Origin of the sequence: Clostridium aceticum, assembly GCF_001042715.1 — a bacterium.
Taxonomy (GTDB): domain Bacteria; phylum Bacillota; class Clostridia; order Peptostreptococcales; family Natronincolaceae; genus Andreesenella; species Andreesenella acetica.
This window is the reverse complement of the sequence record NZ_CP009687.1, coordinates 385870-405771: the sequence shown is the minus strand read 5'-3', so window position 1 is coordinate 405771 and position 19902 is coordinate 385870. Positions and strand designations below refer to the sequence as shown.

The window sequence follows — 19902 nt, the reverse complement described above, 5'->3', positions numbered from 1 at the left end:
CTTTTATAAAAACCTCCTCCCTCACATGAAGATAGTTGGTTGTAACAACGGTAAAAAAGAAAGGTGCCTTTATCGACACCTTTCTTTTTTAGATTGCTTCTATGATGTTTTGTTTTTTAGCCCTGCTCCATTGTAGCACTAATATAACAACAATGATGACTAGCCCTACAACATCTTGTAACAAATTTGCACTTATGAGCATCATAGCCCCTGCAAATAATACTAGTTGGTGTGCTCTTTTCATAGAGGTAAAAAAGTATCCCTCTGCTGCACTCCCTAGCATGATTACCCCTATAATAGAAGTAAGTGTTACCAATGTTCCTTGTATAAAAGTAGTATCCCTTAAAAGCAATGCACTATTATAGACGAACATATAAGGAACGATAAAACCAGCAATAGAAAGTTTCATCGACTCAAAGCCTGTTTTCATCGGATTTCCACCTGAAATGCCTGCTGCTGCAAAAGAAGCCAGTGCTACAGGTGGTGTAATGTTGGCAAACATAGCAAAGTAAAATACAAATAGATGTGCTACAATCGGCTCAATACCCAGCCTTACCAATGCAGGTGCAGCAATGGTGGCTGTGATTAAATAAGCAGGGATACTAGGTAATCCCATGCCTAAAATAATACAAGTAACCATCGTAAACATTAGCGTAAATAATAGGCTGGTTCCCCCTAATGATACAATAGCATGGGCCATATTTAAACCAAAACCCGTTATACTGGTGACACCTACTATTGGACCTACTGCCGCACAAGCAATAGCCACTGGTACAACAGAACGGGTCCCCTCATAAACTGCATCAATGATATCTTTAAGACTCATTCTAGTAGTAGGACGAAGCATGCTTGTGCCGATCGTTACAATAATAGTCCAGAAGGCAGAATAAATAATGGTTTTTCCAGTAAAAAACAGCATGTACATTAAGAATAATAAAGGAAGTAAAAGGTGTCCTCTTTCCTTCATAACATCTCTAACCTTCGGTAATTGGGACTTTGGCAACCCTTCTAATCCCTTTTTAGAAGCACGCATTTGCACCTGTGTCATAATACCAAGGTAGTATAGAAGTGCTGGTAAAATTGCTGCCATAACAATCACCTTATACTGTATCCCTAGAACCTCCGCCATGATAAATGCTGCCGCCCCCATGATAGGCGGTAATAACTGTCCGCCTACTGAAGCTGAGGCTTCAACCGCACCAGCAAATTCAGCATCATATCCTGTTCTTTTCATAAGTGGAATGGTAAATGCACCTGTTGTTACAACATTTGCTACCGCTGCACCATTAATACTTCCTAAAAAACCGCTGGCAATCACCGCTACCTTTGCAGGACCACCTTTTGTATGTCCAGCTAATGCTAGAGAAATATCATTAAAAAACTGCCCCATACCCGACTTACCCATAAAGGCACCGAATAAAATAAAGAGAAAAATATAGGTTGAAGCTACACCTACAGCAGTTCCATAAATCCCATCAGTGGACACAAATAAATGGTTTACTATTTCCGTCCATCCATAACCACGATGACCAAAGAACCCTGGCATCTGCCTGCCAAACAGAGCATAGGCAATAAATAAGACACCTAGCAAAGGTAAGGCAAATCCTGTTACTCTTCTTGCTGCCTCCAATACTAGCACAATCAATACCACACCAAAGAATAAGTCTAGGTTATTAGGAAGCCCCGCTCTATGAACGATACCTAAATAATCCATAAAAATATATACGGTTGTAGATATTGACAGTAATCCTAAAAACCAATCATACATCGGCATCTTTTTTCTATCTGCATTTTTATGGGCAGGATATAAGAAATAGGTTAATGCTAGGATGCCTGCCACATGTAATGAACGATGCTTTAAGGTTACCAGTGTCCCAAAATAAGAAACATATAAGTGATAGAATCCAATAAGAATGGCAAAAACTTTTATAAATAAAGCTGTGTTTTTATTTTTAAACACTCTAAATCTTGACTCACTATCGTACTTTTCCAATAATTCCTGTTGTTGTTCTTCTATATTTTTATCCGCCATTTTTTCACCTCTCTTGAATAGCCATTTTTATATACTCATGATGGGGGAGATCTGTAGACTTTACAATTTCTTCTCCGTTTAATGTAATTCTTTCTGTGGCTGTATGAGAATGAATCCATTGATAAGCTTCAAACTTCTCTTCTATATCCATCATAACGATATAGCCATCCTCCACCTTTACCTCCCCCTTATCATGAGGTATACCAGCACCAAAACCTTTGAAACGTATTTCTTTTAATACAAAGTTCTTTTTCTCATCAATAACGAAATATTCTATCCAAGGGATATGTTCCACAGAATGTATCCAATGAAAGGCTACCTCATCTCCTTCTTCTACTTCAATGGAAACAAATATTTCACCTGTTGTTTCCTCCTTTATAATTAAATAGTAGCTAGGATGGAGAGAATAAATAAATCTCATATGCAAAAAAGATATCAATAAAATCATTATGCTAAAAAAAACAATGCAAATCCTTCTTTTCTCTTCATTAAAACCCTTATTCAATTACACCAACTTCTTTAAAGTATTTCTCTGCTCCTGGGTGTAGAGGTACTACCATACCCTCCATTACACTTTCTAAGTCAATATGTCTTTCAGCAGCACTATGAGAACTATGAATAATTTCTAAATTCTCAAAAACACCTTTTGTGATATTATAAACAACTTCTTCTGATAAATTCTTATCCACTAACATTAAATTCATAATACTTGCCGTATTAATATCTTCTTCATTATCATAAGTACCAGCAGCTATGATATTTGATGTAAAGAAAGGATAATTTTCTTTTAAGTATTCCATACCCTCCCCTTCAATAGGGATGATTTTAATCTTATGAGTAGTGGCAAGATCCATAATAGTTGAATTAGGTAAACCACTGGTTACAAAGGCAGCATCGATCATGCCGTTTCTGATTTGATCAATAGCCTCTCCATAGTTTAAGTAGTCAGGTCGGATGTCTTCATAACTCATGCCGTGAGCCTCCAACATTAATCTAGCATTTAATTCAACACCTGAGTTAGGTGCTCCTACCCCTACTCTTTTTCCCCTTAAGTCGTCAAATGTATTAATTCCTGAATTTGCTGTAGTTACCAACTGTACATAGTTAGGATACAAACTCATTAGACCTCTTAAATCTTCCTTTGGTGTTTCTCCATCAAAAGCACCAAATCCTTGGTATGCCTGTAGTACAGCATCTGCCATTGTGATAGCTAACTCTGCACGATTGTTTAATAATAGATTGATGTTTTCTACCGAAGCTCCTGTAGACTGTACTGAAGATCTATAACCTAGTTCATGCTCGATGATATTAGAGAATGCTCCTCCAATAGGGTAATAAACGCCACTGGTGGCTCCTGTTGCAACGGTGATAAACATATTTCTATCTGCTTGCTCTCCTTCACCAGCTGGACTTTGACTACCACATCCCACCATCATCAAGGCAACTGCCAGTAAAAGAACTAATAATTTTTTCATTCGTATATTCTCCCTTTCTTCTTTTAAGTATTTTTAACCTTCTCTTCCTTAAAATATAATAGCAAGTTATGTGCCAACTTATTTTTTATAGTCATTGCAGTGGGTGGAAGTTTTTCTCTGCTTTTTCTTATATCTATAGAACGGCACAAATATCCCTTCTTGTGCAATATTGGTTATGAAATATTGCATTTGAAATATTGCATTTTAAAATTTGTTTGTATATAAACTCCTCATTTTGCTATGTTTTATCAGCTTTTTATTTAGATATTTGAATTAATTCTATCTAATTATTTCACAAAAGTGTAAAAAGGGAAAAAAATTCCCCTTAGGAACTTTTTTCCCTTTTGTGTATTTTAAAGCTACTCATTCAGCTTATACTTTGCAATTTTGTTCCTTAGACCCCTTTCACTGATCCCTAAAATTTTGGCTGTTTTCTTCCGTTGTCCTTCATTTCTGCTTAGTGTTGCTTCTATCAACAATCGCTCTACTTTATCAATACTCAATCCAACCAAAGACTCGATAGGATTTTGATTATAGCTAAAGGTGGCAATACTAGATTTCTTTTGCACCTCTAAAGGCAGGTTTGTTACTTGGATATAGGAGCTTTCTGCCATAAGCATAGCATATTCAATAATGTTAGCCAATTCCCTTATATTCCCCGGATATTGATACTGTAAAAGACATTCCTGAGCTTCCTCAGAAAGTCCTCGAATATCTTTATTTAATTCTGCATTATAGTTTTGTATAAAGTGCTGAAATAAAAGAGGGAGATCTTGAGGTTTTTCCCGCAATGGGGGTAAATACATCTCTACCACGTTCAATCTAAAATAAAGGTCTTGTCGAAAAACACCCTCCTCTACAGCTTTTTTTAGATCCTTATTGGTGGCAGCAATTACTCGTAGATTTAACTCTATAGGATCGTTTGAGCCCAGTGGTATTACTTGTTTTTGTTGAAGTACCCTTAATAACTTTGCCTGTAATGGCATAGGCATATCCCCTATCTCATCTAGAAAAATAGTACCGTGATTAGCATATTGGAACTTTCCTATCTGGTCTGAAGCCGCACCACTAAAGGCTCCCTTCTTATAGCCAAACAACTCACTTTCTAAAAGATTTTCAGGAATAGCAGCACAGTTTACCGCTACAAAAGGATCAGTTTTTCTTTTGCCGGAGTAGTGGATTGCCCTTGCCACCAACTCTTTTCCTGTACCACTTTCTCCAATAACAACAACATTGGTATCCACATCCTTTAATTTTTCAATAAGGTTGAAAACATTTTTCATTAAAGGGCTTTTACCAATAATTCCTTCGTAGCCATATTTATTTTCTAACTCTTTACTTAAATACTCTACTTGCCTATTTAATTTTTGATACTTTAATGCCTGCTCAATAATGGAATAAAGCCCTTCCTTGTTTAACGGTTTTGTCAAATACGTGTAGGCTCCTTTTTTTATAGCTTCAACAGAGGAAGATATCGTGCCATAGGCGGTCATAATAATGACTAATAGATCCTTCTGTATACTCTTTAATTCCATTAATATTTCAATACCATTATACTGTCCAATCTTTAGGTCTAAGAGACATATATCAAATTTCTCTTCTTTTACCCAAACCAATGCCTGTAGTGGATCTGTAGTACTTTTTACAGCAAAGTTATCTTCAAGGGCAAAGGTTAAAGAGGAGCAAATGGCAGCTTCATCATCAATAATAAGAATTTTTTCCATTTCCTTATCTCCCTTCGAAAATAATCATCATTTTGGTTCCTATATTTTTCTCACTCTCTATTTTCAACTTTCCTCCATTTTCCTCCAGAAACTGTTTAGATAAGGCAAGTCCCAATCCCGTTCCTTTTGGTTTTGTGGTATAAAAAGGATTAAATGTCTGCATAATTTCTTCCTGAGTCATTCCTATTCCTTCATCTATAATTTCTATATGCACGTTGTTTTCCTTCTTCCACCCCTTCACACGAAGGACCAGAGGTGGACTTTTTTGACTTTGCACTTCCTCCATAGCCTCTATGCCATTAATGATAAAATTGATAATGGTTTGTTTAATTTGTCCTTTATCAGCCTCTATCTTCAGTCCTTTTTCTGCCCTGATCTCTAAAAGCAATCCTTTTTGCTTAATGATTGGCTTATATAATCCACAGCAAGTTTCAAGCAGCTGCTGGACATCAATCATTTCCTTATTGGGCTTTTTAGGCTTTGCATAGTCAATGAGATTTTCAATTAATTGATCTACCCTTTCTACTTCCTTCGGAACATAGTTTACAATATCTCTTTGGAAATTTACATTGCTAAGTTTTTCAGGGATTAGCTCTACAAAGGTTTTAATAGAAGTCAGCGGGTTTCTAATTTCATGAGCAATACCAGCAACAATGGTATTAAGAGCTTGTGCCTTTTCTTTTTCAATCAATTGTGCTTTTATTTTTTTCTCAATCGTGTTATCTTCGAAGGAGAGCATTATACCTGTGATCAATTTCTCATAGTTTTTTAAAGGATAAATAATGTAACGAATATGATAATTCATTCCATCTTCCCGCAGCCACTGAACTTCTTCACTTAAAAACTGTTGATGTTTCTCTATCACTTTTTGCAGTTTATCTTCAAGTAGTTTTTGCAGCAGAGGTACTTCTCTATAGGATTTACCCATTGGATTTTCATCTATCCCTATGATTTCTATAGCCGTAGGATTATAAGAAGTAACATTTCCTTCGATATCAAAAGTAACCATGCCCCTTGGACTGCTTTGTAATATTTGATGAATTAGCTCACTCTTATTTCTTGTTTCCTTCACTTGGTAAGCTAGATCTGCATTAATTTTTTGTAACTCTGTGGTTTTTTTGCTGACTTCTTTTCTTAAACCTGTGTTCCATCGAAGGCTGAAGATAAAAACAACCATCGTCAAGATGATAAAAACAATGAAGATATTCATCAGCTGCTGCAACCTCTTCTGCATAATGAATTCCTCATCAACAAACCAGCGTTCATAGATTTCTCCGTAAAAACCTCTTTCCTTTAGTTGTCGAAGTCCACTATTTAGTTCCTCCAATAAACTATGACTTTCCTTGTCAATGGCAATAGAGTACTCTATTGGAAGGATATAACTACTGACAACTTTGTATTTGCTATCTAATGCGTACTTTTCTAGCAGGTATTCAGCTATGACCTTGTCCCCTATAAAAGCATCTGCTCTACCACCCAGCATTAAGTTAAAAGCATCTATCGTGTTGCTGGTGGTATGATACTGTATTCTTCTGACATTTTGCAAATATTGATATTCTACTGTATTTCTCTTCAAAGCAATAAGCATATCTGTCAATTCCTCCGGAGAATTCTTTGCCACCAAACCCACAGAAGAGTTCAAAAGTGCTTCTGTAAACATAAAGTTTTCAGACAAACCCGCCAAATAATTCACCCCTAGAATACCATCTACTTCCCCATCTTCTAGTGCTTTTATGCTCTTTTCCAATGACATTGGTACATATTCAATACTTATATTTTGAAGCTCTCCTATGCTATTCAAAAGATCTATATGAAAACCTGTAGGTTGATGGTTTTCTATATACTGTAGTGGAGGCATATTCAATTCCACAGCAATAGAAATTGTTTTTTGCGGTTCTATCTCATCAGCATTTTCAGCACTTGCTATAACTATTACTCTGTTTAAAAACAATAGTGCAATCATTATCATTAAATACACTTTTTTTATGTTCATTACTGTATCTCCTTCTACGCAGCAATCATCGCCTACAACTACCTCTATATTTTATAACAATGACTGTTTCTCCACAAGTAGGTGTGTTTAAGGATAGCTCTAATGGAGGTTTCACATAAAAAAACAGCGGTACTTAGGAACACATAGTATTTACAAGCATATACTTTATTGAAAAGAGCAGAGAGCTCTTCAAAATTTCCTATACAAACTGCTTGTTGTTAAGCATACTGGTTTTCCCTCCATTTATTTCATATCCTTAGAAATAGATATAGCAGTGAGAGTTATCTCACTGCTATATCTTTTCGATAAGTTTTTCCTTCAAAATCTATGTGATCTACACTTATATAAGCCTGTTTTTTAGCAGTTTCTATGTCTTGTGCCCAAGAGGTAACCCCTAGTACCCGCCCCCCATTGGTTACTAGTTTATTTTCCTTTATAGCAGTTCCAGCATGAAAAACAATGGTATTTTCCGCCACTTCCCCTAGTCCTGAAATCGCTTTACCTTTTTCATAGTCTCCAGGGTAGCCTCCCGAAGCCAGTACCACACATACTACAGCTTTGTTGTTCCATACAATCTTTATATCAGAAAGTTTTTCTTCTAGCATAGCAAGAAATATTTCCATTAAGTCAGTCTCCAATCTAGGCAAAACCACTTGCGTTTCAGGGTCTCCAAATCTTACATTATATTCCAGTACCTTTGGACCTTCTTTTGTAATCATCAGACCAATAAAAAGTATGCCTTTGTAATCCATGTTTTCCTCTTGGATTCCCCCTAATGTAGGTTGTAGTATATCTCTTTCAACCACTTTAGCCACTTCATCTGTGTACACATAGTTAGGAGAATAAGTTCCCATTCCTCCAGTATTTGGTCCTTGATCTCCATCATAAATTCTCTTATGATCTTGACTACTTACCATCGGCACAATGGTTTTGCCATCTACAAAACAAAGGACTGAGGTTTCTATACCTTCTAAAAATTCTTCAATAACCACCTTATTTCCTGCACTTCCAAAGACCTTTGTGATCAATATATCCTCTAGAGCCTTTTCTGCCTCCTGTTGATTGCCGCAGATTAAAACACCCTTCCCTGCCGCTAAACCATCTGCCTTGATCACTACTGGAAAACTATATTCCTTCAATGCTTCTATCGCCTCGTCATAGGAATGTACCTCATGATACATAGCCGTAGGGATATGGTACTTCTTCATAAAATCCTTAGAGAAGGATTTGCTGCCCTCTAGTTGTGCTGCCCCTTGAGAAGGTCCTATAACCTTAAGCCCTTGCTCTTTAAACTTATCAGCAATTCCTAATACCAACGGCACTTCAGGTCCTACTATAGTTACATCGATTGACATTTCCCGGGAAAAATCTGCAAGTTCCTCTATATTTTCCACAGATATTTCTACACACTTTGCTAATTCTGCTATTCCAGGGTTTCCAGGTGCACAATATATTTCCTTTACCAATGGACTTTGACTTAATTTCCAAACAATTGTATGCTCCCGGCCCCCATTGCCAACCACCAATACCTTCAATATCTTCACCTCCATATGTTATAAATACCTATAGATATCTAAATTAGAAACTTATACTCATAAATAGTTAAATAGTTAAATAGTTGAATTGTGCAATTATAGATGTGCGCTTCTAAAGTTAAATTTTAATATACACGGTCTACGGTTTCGCCTCAAAACCGCGGGCTGCAAATGTAGCCCTTAGTATATTAAAATTTAGGGGCGCACATCTATATAGATAACCAACTACAAAGCTTAACAAAATGCAGACTGGAGTGAATTGCTAACATTGTTCATTTCTGAAATCGCAGGAAGGCGTATTTTGTTAAGGTATAAAATTGGTTATCTATATCTGATGTAGTAATGAAAATTTAATATATACCCTCATTTCATTTCAAGTATTGACAACGCTAAAGCTCTGGAATGAAAAATCCTAAAAATTGCACAAACCAAGTTGCATATATAACGCATTAGCGTTAACTTAGTCCATAATTTGTCATCCTGAGGGGAGCAAAGCGGAGTCGAAGGATCTTAGTATTAGTAAAATTCTTCGTTACTCCAAGATCCCTAAACTAATGTTTAAAATGTCTCATTCCTGTAAACACCATAGCAATCCCCTGTTCATTGCAGGCTTCAATAGACACTTTATCATTTAGAGAGCCTCCCGGCTGGATGATGGCTTTTACACCAGCTTTAAAAGCCGCCTCTACACAGTCGCTAAAGGGGAAGAAAGCATCTGATGCTAAAACACTGCCCTCAAGATTATGGGTGCTATTTTTAATGGCATTTTGCAGAGCCCATATTCTACTGGTTTGTCCCGGTCCTACCGCCAAGGTTTGTTTATCCTTTACCAATACAATAGCATTAGATTTTACATGCTTCACGATTTTAAAAGCAAACACTAGGTCTTCCATCATTTCTTCAGTAGGCTTTTTCTCTGTCACTGTTTCTATTTCTTGCATCAAGTTCTTATTGATATCTTGAATCAAAAGACCTCCAGCTACCTTTTTCATATCGATAGCTTTTTGTTTTTTCACTGTAATATTCGACAACTTGATTAATCTTAGATTCTGTTTATCACTGAATATTCTTAAAGCTTCTTCAGTAAAATCAGGAGCTATAATTACTTCTAAGAAAACATCCTGCATTTTTTCTGCTGTTCTTCCATCTATGACTTGGTTGGTAGCAATAATACCTCCAAAAATAGACAGAGGATCTGCTTCAAAGGCTTTACTATAGGCTTCATAGATATCTTTACCAGAAGCTACTCCGCAAGGATTTGTGTGCTTGATGGCCACCACTGTAGGTTCTTCAAATTCCTTTAATAATTCTAACGCCCCATTGGCATCATTGATATTATTAAAAGATAGTTCTTTCCCCTGTAGTTGGACACCTTCTACCAATGTTCCCGCTTGAAATCCTACTTCCCTATAGAAAACCGCCTGCTGATGAGGGTTTTCACCATACCTTAAATCCTGTACCTTTTCATAGGTTAAGGTTAAAGTATCACCGAAGCCCTCTTTATCTTTACCTAAGTAAGCAGCAATCAATGTATCATAATGACTTGTATGTTGAAAGACCTTTAAAGCTAAGTCATATCTTGTTTCAAAGGCTGTATTCCCTTTTTCTCTCACTTCTTCAAGAACTTTTTCGTAATCTCTAGGATCTGTTACAACCGTCACGAATTTGTGGTTTTTCGCAGCAGATCGCAACATGGCTGGTCCACCAATATCAATGTTTTCTATAGCTTCTTCCATTGTTACCCCTTCTTTTAAGATGGTTTCTTTGAAGGGATATAGGTTGATTACCACCAAATCGATAGGTGTGATATTTTGCTGTTGCAAAGTCTTTTGATGTTCTTCATTATCCCTTATAGCTAAAATACCTCCGTGAACTGCCGGATGTAAAGTCTTTACCCTGCCATCAAGACATTCTGGAAAACCTGTTACATCAGAGACATCGATGGCATTTACCTCAGCATCTCTTAAAAGCTTAGCCGTTCCTCCAGTGGACAATATCTCTATCCCTAACTTTACCAACTCTTTTGCAAAATCTACAATACCAGTTTTGTCAGAAACGCTTATTAGTGCTCTTTTTATCATATCTCCACCCCATTTACAGATTTTTTATGTTTTATTTTTACTACAGAATTTTCACTCTATTTCCTATAACCTTTAGCCTGCCCTCTGCAAATAACCTTACTGCTTGCGGAAGGATTTTATGCTCGATCTCTAGTACTTTTGTCTGTATGTCCTTTAAGTCATCATCAAAGTCTATTGTGACGGTTTCCTGTAAAATAATAGGTCCTCCATCGGTTTCTTCGTTAACAAAATGAACCGTCGCCCCTGTCACCTTCACACCTCTATTCAAGGCTTCCTGATGCACCTTTTCACCATAATAGCCACTGCCGCAAAAGCTTGGTATGAGGGAGGGATGAATATTTATCATTCTGTTTTCATATTTGGCAATAATCCTCTGTGGGACTATCGCTAGGTATCCTGCTAAAACGATTAAATCTATTTTCTGCTCCTGTAATATCTGCAGAAGAGCAGCATCCCGCTCTTCTATTCCTCCGTAGGTTTTCTTGTCCAAAAGCATTGCTTGTATTCCATGATTTTCTGCTCTCGTAAGTCCAAAGGCTCCTTTTCTGTCGGAAATCACTAAAGCAATGCTTCCTTTGATAGATCCTTCTTCTACTGCATCTATCAAAGATTGAAGATTGGTACCGCCGCCAGATATAAGCACAGCTATTTTTATTCCCTGCATAATACCACCTGTTTATTTCCAGCACGGATTTCTCCTATTTTATAAGGGTTTTCTCCAGCTTCCTGTAAAATTGTTAAAGTTGTTTCAACATCCTTCTCCTGTACCACCAGCATCATACCGATTCCCATATTGAAGGTCTTGTACATTTCTTCTTCTTGGATGTTCCCTACTGTTTGAATCATTTTAAATATTTGAGGTATCTGCCAACTGTCTAATTGAATGTGGGCATCCACTTCCTCCGGTAAGATTCTTGGGACATTCTCATAAAACCCTCCGCCAGTGATATGGGCAATCCCTTTTACTTCTATTGACTTCAATACCTCTGTAACTGCTTTAACATAAATTTTTGTAGGAATAATTAAGGCTTCTCCCAAAGTACTTCCTAGTTCTTCTATCGGTGCATTTAAAGAAAACTTGTCTCCTTCTAAAAACACTTTTCTTACTAATGAAAAACCGTTACTGTGAAGTCCACTGGAGGGAATCCCTATGATCACATCTCCCGCTTGAATCTCTTTGCCTGTGATTACTTTGGACTTATCCACCAAGCCTACAGAAAAACCAGCAACATCATACTCTCCATCCTGATAAAAGCCCGGCATTTCTGCTGTTTCTCCACCAATCAAGGCACAACCTGCCATTTTACATCCTTCTGCAATACCCTTTACGATATCCGCTACTTTTTCAGCTTTGAGCCTGCCAGTAGCTATATAGTCTAAAAAGAATAGTGGTTTTGCTCCTTGGCATAATATATCGTTGACACACATAGCAACGCAATCTTGACCTATGGTGTCATGTTGATCCAACAAAAAGGCCAATTTTAGTTTGGTGCCTACACCATCTGTCCCAGAAACCAAAATAGGCTCCTTGATATCTTTTAAATCCAAAGCAAATAGTCCACCAAATCCCCCTATATCTTCTAAAACATTCTTATTAAAAGTACTCTTTACATGGTTCTTCATTAGCTGAACTGCCCTTTGTCCTTCTTCCACATCTACTCCAGCATTTTTATAGGTCATATTTTCCAATGCTATTCACCTCCTGATAATCTCTCAAACACCTTTTTTTCCCCTACCTCAGGTACTTCTAAAGGATAGTCCCCGTTGAAACAAGCTAAACAAAAATGTTCTTTAGGTAAAACAGTAGCTTGCACCAATCCATCGGTGCTGATATAGCCCAAACTATCCGCTCCAATCATTTTTCTAATTTGTTCTACTGTTTTTACTGCTCCAATTAACTGGCTTCTATCTGGTGTATCTATACCAAAATAACATCCAAATGCAACAGGAGGAGAGCTAATTCTTACATGAACCTCCTCAGCTCCAGCACTTTTTAATCTTTCTACCAGACGTCTGCTGGTGGTTCCTCTTACGATGGAGTCATCTATCAAAACAATTTTTTTGCCTTGTATCGTTTCTTTAAGAGGGTTTAGTTTCAGCCTTACTGCCAATTCCCGCATAGATTGCGTTGGCTGAATAAAGGTTCTTCCAACATATCTATTTTTTATCAAACCTTCTCCATAAGGTATTCCTGAAGCCTCTGCATATCCTATAGCAACTGGCACAGAGGAGTCCGGTGTAGCCACTACTAAATCTGCTTCTACTGGATATTCTTTTGCTAATATCCTTCCTGCATTTTTTCTAGCTTCATAAACGCTTACCCCATCAATGACACTATCTGGACGAGCGAAATAAATATATTCGAAAATACAGGATGCTCTTTTACCATTATTTTTATAAAAGGTAGATTGAATACCTTCTTTATTAATCGTTACAATTTCTCCTGGTTCGATATCCCTTACTAAGGTAGCACCCATAACATCGAAGGCACAACTTTCTGAGGCTAATACATAACTATTTTCCACTTTCCCCAAACAGAGAGGTCTTAATCCCAGCGGGTCCCTCACCCCAATAAGTTCTTCTTCTGTCATGACCACTAAAGAGTAGGCTCCCTTGATTAAGTCCATCGTTCTTTCAATGGCATCCATCATTCCATCATTACTGTATCGGGAGATTAAATTAACGATAACTTCGCTATCAGTAGAGGTTTGAAAAATCACGCCATCATCCTCTAATCGCTCTTTAATAACTTTTGCATTGGTCAAATTCCCATTGTGGGCCAGCGAAATACTGCCACCTCTATATCTAGCCACTAAGGGCTGTGCATTTTCAACATAGCTCTCTCCCGCAGTAGAGTACCTTACATGACCTATCCCGATATGTCCTAGGAGTTTCTTTAAAATATCCTCGTTAAATACATCCGGCACCAAGCCCATGCCTTTATGATAATTGCTTTTTACACCATTATTCACAGCAATTCCTGCACTCTCTTGACCTCTGTGCTGCAATGCATATAGTCCGTAATATAAAAGTCTAGAGGTATCTTCATCACTATCTGTATAAATCCCCAATACACCACATTCTTCTTTTAATTTATCGAGATTTATTCCACGATACATTTTAATGCCCCTCTCTATCTTCCTGAATTTTTTTACATTCATCTATTTATCTTGATTTTTCTTTTAAGGTGGAGCAGCATCTTTATCTGATTCCCCAATGTTTCAGTTTCTAAAACAAGTTTAACCCTTCAATCGACTTAATACTTCTTGGTAGGACTCCTCAACGTTGCCCAAATCTCTTCTGAAACGGTCTTTATCTAATTTTTCATTGGTATGAACATCCCAAAGTCTACAAGTATCTGGAGATATTTCATCTGCTAAGATCACCTGTCCTTTGTATAAACCAAACTCTAGTTTAAAATCAATTAACTTCAAGTTTTTTTCTATAAAAAATTTCTTTAACACGTCATTGATTTTAATGGTCAATACTTTGATAGCTTTTATTTCTTCTTCTGTAGCAAGTTCTAAAACCATTACATGATCTTCATTAATCATGGGATCTCCTAAGGCATCGTTCTTGTAACAGAATTCTAAAACCGGAGTCTTAAAGATTTTTCCTTCCTCCAGTCCCAAACGTTTTGCTATAGAACCAGCAGCTGCATTTCTTAGTATAACCTCTACTGGCAGGATTTTTACTGCCTTTACCAACATTTCTCTATCACTTAAGGTCTCAATATAATGATTGTCGATGCCCTGTTCCTTCAAGATACTAAAAATCAGTGCCGTCATCTGATTATTGACAATACCCTTATTGGTAATTGTCCCCTTTTTCTCCCCATTAAAAGCAGTAGCATCATCTTTATACTCTACAATATATTGATCTTCATGACTGGTTTTATAAACTTTTTTCGCCTTTCCTTCATAAAGCATCTGCAATTTTTCTATTTTACACATCTTAACCCCTCCTACACATCCGCTACCCAAAATTTATAATCAAATCCTTACTTGGACAAATAACTTTCGTAGCCTACCGCTTCTAGTTTGGCTGCTTTTTCCTCCACCATCTCTCTAAGACCTTCTTTATACTTTACGAGATTTGCCTTTACTTTTTGATCCTGTAAAGCAATTACTTGTGCCGCTAATATACCAGCATTTTTTGCACCATTAATAGCTACAGTAGCTACAGGAATACCAGGGGGCATCTGCACGATAGAGTAAAGGGAATCCACGCCGTTTAGCGTTTTACTCTGTACCGGAACTCCGATTACCGGCAGGTTGGTTAAAGAAGCCACCATACCCGGCAGATGAGCCGCACCTCCTGCCCCTGCTATAATGACTTGAATACCTCTTTTTTCTGCTGTCTTGGCAAATTCATACATCCTATCCGGCGTACGATGTGCAGATACAATACTACATTCATAGGCAACCCCTAGGTCTTCTAAAATCTGTGCTGCCTCCTGCATGATGGGTAAATCCGAATCACTTCCCATAATGATGCTTACAACCGTATTCTTCATATTTTCCCTCCCAGTACACAAAACTTAATCTTCTGCGATAATCCGCATCAATTCACTTACTTTCTTTCCTTTACTTAAAGCTGAATCTATATCATCTGCCAATACAGTTACATGTCCCATCTTACGCTCCGGCTGTGTAAAAGTCTTCCCATAAAAGTGAAGATAGGCTTCTGAAATTCCCATGATCTCTTCAACACCTATTATTTTTGCTCTTCCGTCATAACCATCTTCTCCTAAGAGATTGATCATGACTGCTGGCTTTAATAACTTTGTTTCTCCAAGGGGTAATCCTAAAATCGCTCGAATATGTTGGGCAAATTGAGAAATACTACAGGCTTCTATCGTATAATGTCCAGAATTATGGGTTCGAGGAGCAATTTCGTTGATCAATACTTCATCCTTAGCATCCACAAACATCTCTACACAAAATATCCCTACACCCTTTAGTTGTTCCATTGTTTTCAAAGCCAGTGCTTGTGCCTTATATGCTGCTACTTTATTTACTCTAGCTGGAACAATGGTGGTTTTCAAAATGTTGTTTTCATGAATATTTTCCGCTAAAGGATATACCTTTATTTCTCCATCTATACCTCTTGCTACAACCACTGAAATTTCTTTGATAAAGGGAACAAAGGCCTCTACCATAAGTTGAGCAGTATCTCCCCCTAAGGTATGGTAAGCATTTAAGACTTCTTCCCTTTGCTTTATAAGATAGTTTCCTTTGCCATCATATCCTCCTCGACAACTCTTCAAAAGCAGTGGTAAACCATATTTCTCAACAGCTGTATGAATTCCCTCTACTGAATCTACTGCTTCAAAAGCTGGCACAGGAATATTACATTGCTTTAAAAAACTTTTTTGTTGAAATTTATCTTGAATGATTTTTAGTGTTGATGGGGTAGGATAAATTTTATAGCCTTCCTCCCTAAGTTCCATCAATATATCTGCATCAATGTGTTCAAATTCATAAGTAATCAGGTCTGTTACCTCAGCTAAAGTTCGAATTTTATCTTTATCGTAAAAATTCCCTTCAATATATTCATCTGTAATGGAGAAGGCTGGACAGTCCTGACTAGGGTCTAAAACAGTAAAATGAAGTCCTAACTTCTTCCCCTCTAAAATCATCATTTTCCCCAGCTGTCCTCCACCAATTATCCCAATTTTTTTGAAATTCAAACTACTCCCTCCTTTTCCGACTAATCCCTAATAAATTTAAGTTTAGAAAAGCAGCTAAGGTTTTCTTAGCTGCTGTTTTTAATTAATGAGGTAGTATCGTAAACCTTAGAATAAACAGAATAGCTAGTACATACACCGTTGGATGCACTTCTCTTGCTTTTCCTGTAGCAATTTTAACAATTGGAAGAAACACAAGTCCTGCTGCGATACCATTTGCTATACTGAAGGAAAATGGCATAATTGCAATGGTTAGGAAGGCAGGCAATGCTTCACCAAAGTCTTCAAAATCAATTTCCTTTAATGTACCCATCATTAGAACACCCACGATGATTAGTGCAGGAGCTGTTGCTTCTGCTGGCACCATCAATGCAAAAGGTGCTAAAAGTATAGAAAATATGAATAATATCCCTGTTGTTACAGCAGTTAGTCCGGTTTTTCCACCTTCAGCTACACCAGCAGCTGATTCAACATAAGTAGTTACTGTAGATGTTCCTAACAAAGCTCCAGCAGAAGTTGCAACAGCGTCTGCCATTAAAGCCTTGCTCATATTAGGTAAATTGCCATTCTCATCTAACATTTTTGCTTTTGCACCTGTACCGATTAATGTACCAATGGTATCAAACATATCTACTAAACTGAAGGATATAACAACGGTTAGTACACTTGTTATTGCTCCTACAACACCAGCTTCTCCAATGTTTAATAATCCAGGTAAATCCATTTTAAATAAAGTAGGTCGAATATCAAAGGAGAAGTTCATCCCAGCGGATAGATCAGTTACTCCCATAGGGATACCAAGAAGCATTGTTGCTAAAATACCAATTAAAATAGCTCCCTTTACTCTCTTTACCATTAATACGCCAGTAATGATTAAACCAATCACTGCTAATAGTACTGCTGGATCTTGAAAATTTCCTAATGTCACTAAAGTAGCTTCATAAGGCACAACGATCCCTGCATTTTTAAAGCCAAGTAACGCAATAAATAGTCCAATACCTCCGCCAATAGCGTGCTTTAACGATGTGGGAATAGCTTCTACAATAGCAGTTCTAAGACCTGTTACAGTTAAGAGAATAAAAACAATTCCTGAAATAAAAATAGCTGCTAAAGCCTGTTCCCATGTATACCCTAAGCCTAATACAACGCCAAAGGTAAAGAATGCATTTAACCCCATTCCTGGTGCTTGCGCGAAGGGCAAGTTTGCATAAAAGCCCATAATCAATGTACCAATCGCCGCTGAAAGGCAAGTCGCCATAAAGACAGCATTAAAATCCATACCAGCAATAGATAAAAGATCAGGATTTACAAATAAAATATACGCCATTGTGATATAAGTAGTAATACCTGCAATAATTTCCGTTTTTACATCAGTTTTATTTTCCGTAAGCTTAAACATTCTGTCTAAACCTTTTGTACTCATAAGTATGACCTCCTTTTTGTTATAGTTTTATGATGCCATATTTATAAAAAAATAAACCCAGACGGACAGGTTGTTTTAAAGTGAACCTATCCGTCTGGGCTTTTTTCCCATCGGTGTAGCATTGAAGCAATGCCTGTATCCCTTGGACCAGCTTCTTCTTAAGAACGGAACCCTAGATACACTTTCACTCATAGCAGAATAATTATCGGTTATCCTGTAGAAACTGTCGAACCCTATTATCGACTTTATATGAGGTTTCTGTTGTCATAGCACGTCTTGCTACCTCTATGATAACAAATACAGTGTAAAAGGTCAATGGATTTTTCGAATATTTATATGCATATTTTGAATTAAGTTTGCTCTATTACGAATGTTAATTCTAATTAAACTTTATATCGATTGTCTTATTCCCACTCCACCGTTGACGGCGGTTTAGATGTAATATCATAAACAATGCGATTAACACCCTGTACCTCGTTTACGATTCGGTTAGACATTCTTTCCAATACATCAAAAGGAATCCTCGCCCAATCTGCTGTCATAGCATCAGAACTGGTGATGGCTCTTATTCCTATTGTATGGGCATAGGTTCTTTCATCTCCCATCACCCCTACACTCATGATACCCGGTAGTACGGCGAAGTATTGCCAAATTTCTCGATCTAAACCAGCTTTTTTGATTTCTTCTCGAACAATTGCATCCGCTTCCCGAACAATGTGCAGTTTTTCTTCTGTAATTTCCCCTAAAACACGTACAGCTAGCCCAGGTCCTGGGAAGGGTTGTCTCCAAACAACTTCTTCTGGAAGACCTAATTGCGTACCTACAGCCCTTACCTCATCTTTAAACAGATATTTAAAAGGTTCTATAAGCTCAAACTGCATATCCTCAGGAAGTCCACCTACATTATGGTGGCTTTTGATAACAGAAGCTGTCTCTGTGCCACTTTCTATAATATCTGGGTAAAGGGTACCCTGTACTAGATAATCAATTTCTCCTAATTTTCTAGCTTCCTCCTCAAAAAGACGGATAAACTCTTCACCAATGATTTTTCGTTTTCTTTCTGGGTCTGATACGCCAGCTAATTTTCCAAGGAAACGTTCCTTTGCATTTACTCGGATAAAGTTCATCTTAAACTTATTTTTAAAGATTTCTTCTACCTGATCACCTTCTTCTTTACGAAGCAATCCATGATCTACAAAAACACAAGTCAGGTTGTCACCAATCGCCTTATGAATCAACACTGCCGCTACAGAAGAGTCTACTCCGCCAGATAAAGCACATAATACTTTTTTGTCCCCCACCATACTTTTAACTGCTTCTATTTCTTCTTCAATATAATTTTCTGTGGTCCAAGTTCCTTCACAGTCACATACTTCGTACAAGAAATTTTTAATCATTTCTTTTCCAGACGCTGTATGCTCTACCTCAGGATGAAATTGAACAGCATAAAGTTTTTTCTCTGGGTTTTCCATAGCCGCTACAGGACAGTCCGCTGTAGTAGCTGTGATAATAAAGTTTTCTGGTGCTCTTTCAATAAAATCTGTATGACTCATCCAACAAATACTATTTTGTGCTATATCTTTAAATAGTGCAGAATCCTTATTTAGGTTTAAAGCAGTTTTTCCATACTCTCTTTTTTCAGCAGCCTTTACCTTGCCCCCCAAAGTCTCTGCCATCAGCTGTCCGCCGTAGCAAATTCCCAATACAGGAATACCTAAGGCAAAGATGCCTTCATCACATTTTGGAGATTTTTCTCCATAAACACTGGCGGGTCCTCCTGTAAAAATAATACCTTTAGGGTTTTTCTCTTTGATTTCCTCTAAACTTACTTTATAGGGTACAACTTCGCAGTATACATTACACTCTCTAACTCTTCTAGCAATTAATTGGTTATACTGTCCACCAAAATCCAGAATTAGGATTAGTTCATTATTCATGGGATTCATCCTC

At 37.3% G+C, this 19902-nt stretch carries 15 protein-coding genes and 1 riboswitch; all 15 genes read right to left on the bottom strand.

The features are described 5' to 3' along the window. Positions 1–88 precede the first annotated feature (88 nt). Positions 89–2032, bottom strand: a complete 1944-nt coding sequence (locus CACET_RS01865) for a TRAP transporter permease (protein ID WP_044823226.1) — start codon at positions 2030–2032, stop codon at positions 89–91. A 4-nt stretch (positions 2033–2036) separates the two neighbouring features. After that, positions 2037–2453, bottom strand: a complete 417-nt coding sequence (locus CACET_RS01860) for a DUF1850 domain-containing protein (protein ID WP_158385943.1) — start codon at positions 2451–2453, stop codon at positions 2037–2039. 76 nt (positions 2454–2529) lie between these two features. Further along, complete coding sequence (locus CACET_RS01855) at positions 2530–3507, bottom strand: TAXI family TRAP transporter solute-binding subunit (RefSeq protein ID WP_044823227.1); 978 nt, start codon at positions 3505–3507, stop codon at positions 2530–2532. Positions 3508–3866: 359 nt separating this feature from the next. After that, entirely contained in the window at positions 3867–5231 is a 1365-nt protein-coding gene (locus CACET_RS01850; protein WP_044823228.1) for a sigma-54-dependent transcriptional regulator, read from the bottom strand. A 4-nt stretch (positions 5232–5235) separates the two neighbouring features. Beyond that, entirely contained in the window at positions 5236–7224 is a 1989-nt protein-coding gene (locus CACET_RS01845) for a transporter substrate-binding domain-containing protein (protein WP_044823229.1), read from the bottom strand. Between the two features lie 281 nt (positions 7225–7505). Further along, positions 7506–8759 carry a phosphoribosylamine--glycine ligase gene (gene purD, locus CACET_RS01840; protein WP_044823230.1) on the bottom strand — a complete coding sequence of 418 codons (1254 nt, stop codon included), beginning with the start codon at positions 8757–8759 and terminating at the stop codon, positions 7506–7508. Positions 8760–9310: 551 nt separating this feature from the next. Continuing rightward, on the bottom strand, positions 9311–10840 hold the full coding sequence (gene purH, locus CACET_RS01835; protein WP_044823231.1) for a bifunctional phosphoribosylaminoimidazolecarboxamide formyltransferase/IMP cyclohydrolase: 1530 nt from the start codon (positions 10838–10840) through the stop codon (positions 9311–9313). Positions 10841–10880: 40 nt separating this feature from the next. Beyond that, complete coding sequence (purN, locus tag CACET_RS01830; RefSeq protein WP_044823232.1) at positions 10881–11504, bottom strand: phosphoribosylglycinamide formyltransferase; 624 nt, start codon at positions 11502–11504, stop codon at positions 10881–10883. Next, on the bottom strand, positions 11492–12520 hold the full coding sequence (purM, locus tag CACET_RS01825) for a phosphoribosylformylglycinamidine cyclo-ligase (RefSeq protein WP_044823302.1): 1029 nt from the start codon (positions 12518–12520) through the stop codon (positions 11492–11494). The genes purN and purM overlap by 13 nt, the downstream gene beginning before the upstream one ends. An 11-nt stretch (positions 12521–12531) precedes the next feature. After that, positions 12532–13959 (bottom strand): amidophosphoribosyltransferase, encoded by a 1428-nt coding sequence (gene purF / locus CACET_RS01820; protein WP_044823233.1) that lies wholly within the window; start codon positions 13957–13959, stop codon positions 12532–12534. Between the two features lie 120 nt (positions 13960–14079). Next, positions 14080–14793, bottom strand: coding sequence for a phosphoribosylaminoimidazolesuccinocarboxamide synthase (gene purC / locus CACET_RS01815; protein ID WP_479722650.1), 714 nt, complete (start codon positions 14791–14793; stop codon positions 14080–14082). 47 nt (positions 14794–14840) lie between these two features. Next, on the bottom strand, positions 14841–15356 hold the full coding sequence (purE, locus tag CACET_RS01810) for a 5-(carboxyamino)imidazole ribonucleotide mutase (RefSeq protein ID WP_044823234.1): 516 nt from the start codon (positions 15354–15356) through the stop codon (positions 14841–14843). Positions 15357–15380: 24 nt separating this feature from the next. Continuing rightward, the gene (locus CACET_RS01805; protein WP_044823235.1) at positions 15381–16532 is read right to left on the bottom strand and encodes a 5-(carboxyamino)imidazole ribonucleotide synthase; all 1152 of its coding nucleotides are present in this window, start codon (positions 16530–16532) and stop codon (positions 15381–15383) included. 82 nt (positions 16533–16614) lie between these two features. After that, positions 16615–17952 carry an NCS2 family permease gene (locus CACET_RS01800; RefSeq protein WP_044823236.1) on the bottom strand — a complete coding sequence of 446 codons (1338 nt, stop codon included), beginning with the start codon at positions 17950–17952 and terminating at the stop codon, positions 16615–16617. A gap of 171 nt (positions 17953–18123) precedes the next feature. Then, a riboswitch (purine riboswitch) is annotated at positions 18124–18225 on the bottom strand. A gap of 131 nt (positions 18226–18356) precedes the next feature. Continuing rightward, a complete protein-coding gene (gene guaA / locus CACET_RS01795) occupies positions 18357–19889 on the bottom strand; it encodes a glutamine-hydrolyzing GMP synthase (protein ID WP_044823237.1) in 1533 nt (510 codons plus the stop codon). Between the last annotated feature and the right edge of the window lie 13 nt (positions 19890–19902).

Excerpts from the sequence above, each read along its gene's own strand:
- CACET_RS01865 (WP_044823226.1), bottom strand. The coding sequence starts at position 2,032 with ATGGCGGATAAAAATATAGAAGAACAACAACAGGAATTATTGGAAAAG.
- CACET_RS01860 (WP_158385943.1), bottom strand. The coding sequence starts at position 2,453 with ATGAGATTTATTTATTCTCTCCATCCTAGCTACTATTTAATTATAAAG.
- CACET_RS01855 (WP_044823227.1), bottom strand. The coding sequence starts at position 3,507 with ATGAAAAAATTATTAGTTCTTTTACTGGCAGTTGCCTTGATGATGGTG.
- CACET_RS01850 (WP_044823228.1), bottom strand. The coding sequence starts at position 5,231 with ATGGAAAAAATTCTTATTATTGATGATGAAGCTGCCATTTGCTCCTCT.
- CACET_RS01845 (WP_044823229.1), bottom strand. The coding sequence starts at position 7,224 with ATGAACATAAAAAAAGTGTATTTAATGATAATGATTGCACTATTGTTT.
- purH (WP_044823231.1), bottom strand. The coding sequence starts at position 10,840 with ATGATAAAAAGAGCACTAATAAGCGTTTCTGACAAAACTGGTATTGTA.
- purN (WP_044823232.1), bottom strand. The coding sequence starts at position 11,504 with ATGCAGGGAATAAAAATAGCTGTGCTTATATCTGGCGGCGGTACCAAT.
- purM (WP_044823302.1), bottom strand. The coding sequence starts at position 12,520 with ATGACCTATAAAAATGCTGGAGTAGATGTGGAAGAAGGACAAAGGGCA.
- purF (WP_044823233.1), bottom strand. The coding sequence starts at position 13,959 with ATGTATCGTGGAATAAATCTCGATAAATTAAAAGAAGAATGTGGTGTA.
- purC (WP_479722650.1), bottom strand. The coding sequence starts at position 14,793 with ATGTGTAAAATAGAAAAATTGCAGATGCTTTATGAAGGAAAGGCGAAA.
- purE (WP_044823234.1), bottom strand. The coding sequence starts at position 15,356 with ATGAAGAATACGGTTGTAAGCATCATTATGGGAAGTGATTCGGATTTA.
- CACET_RS01800 (WP_044823236.1), bottom strand. The coding sequence starts at position 17,952 with ATGAGTACAAAAGGTTTAGACAGAATGTTTAAGCTTACGGAAAATAAA.
- guaA (WP_044823237.1), bottom strand. The coding sequence starts at position 19,889 with ATGAATAATGAACTAATCCTAATTCTGGATTTTGGTGGACAGTATAAC.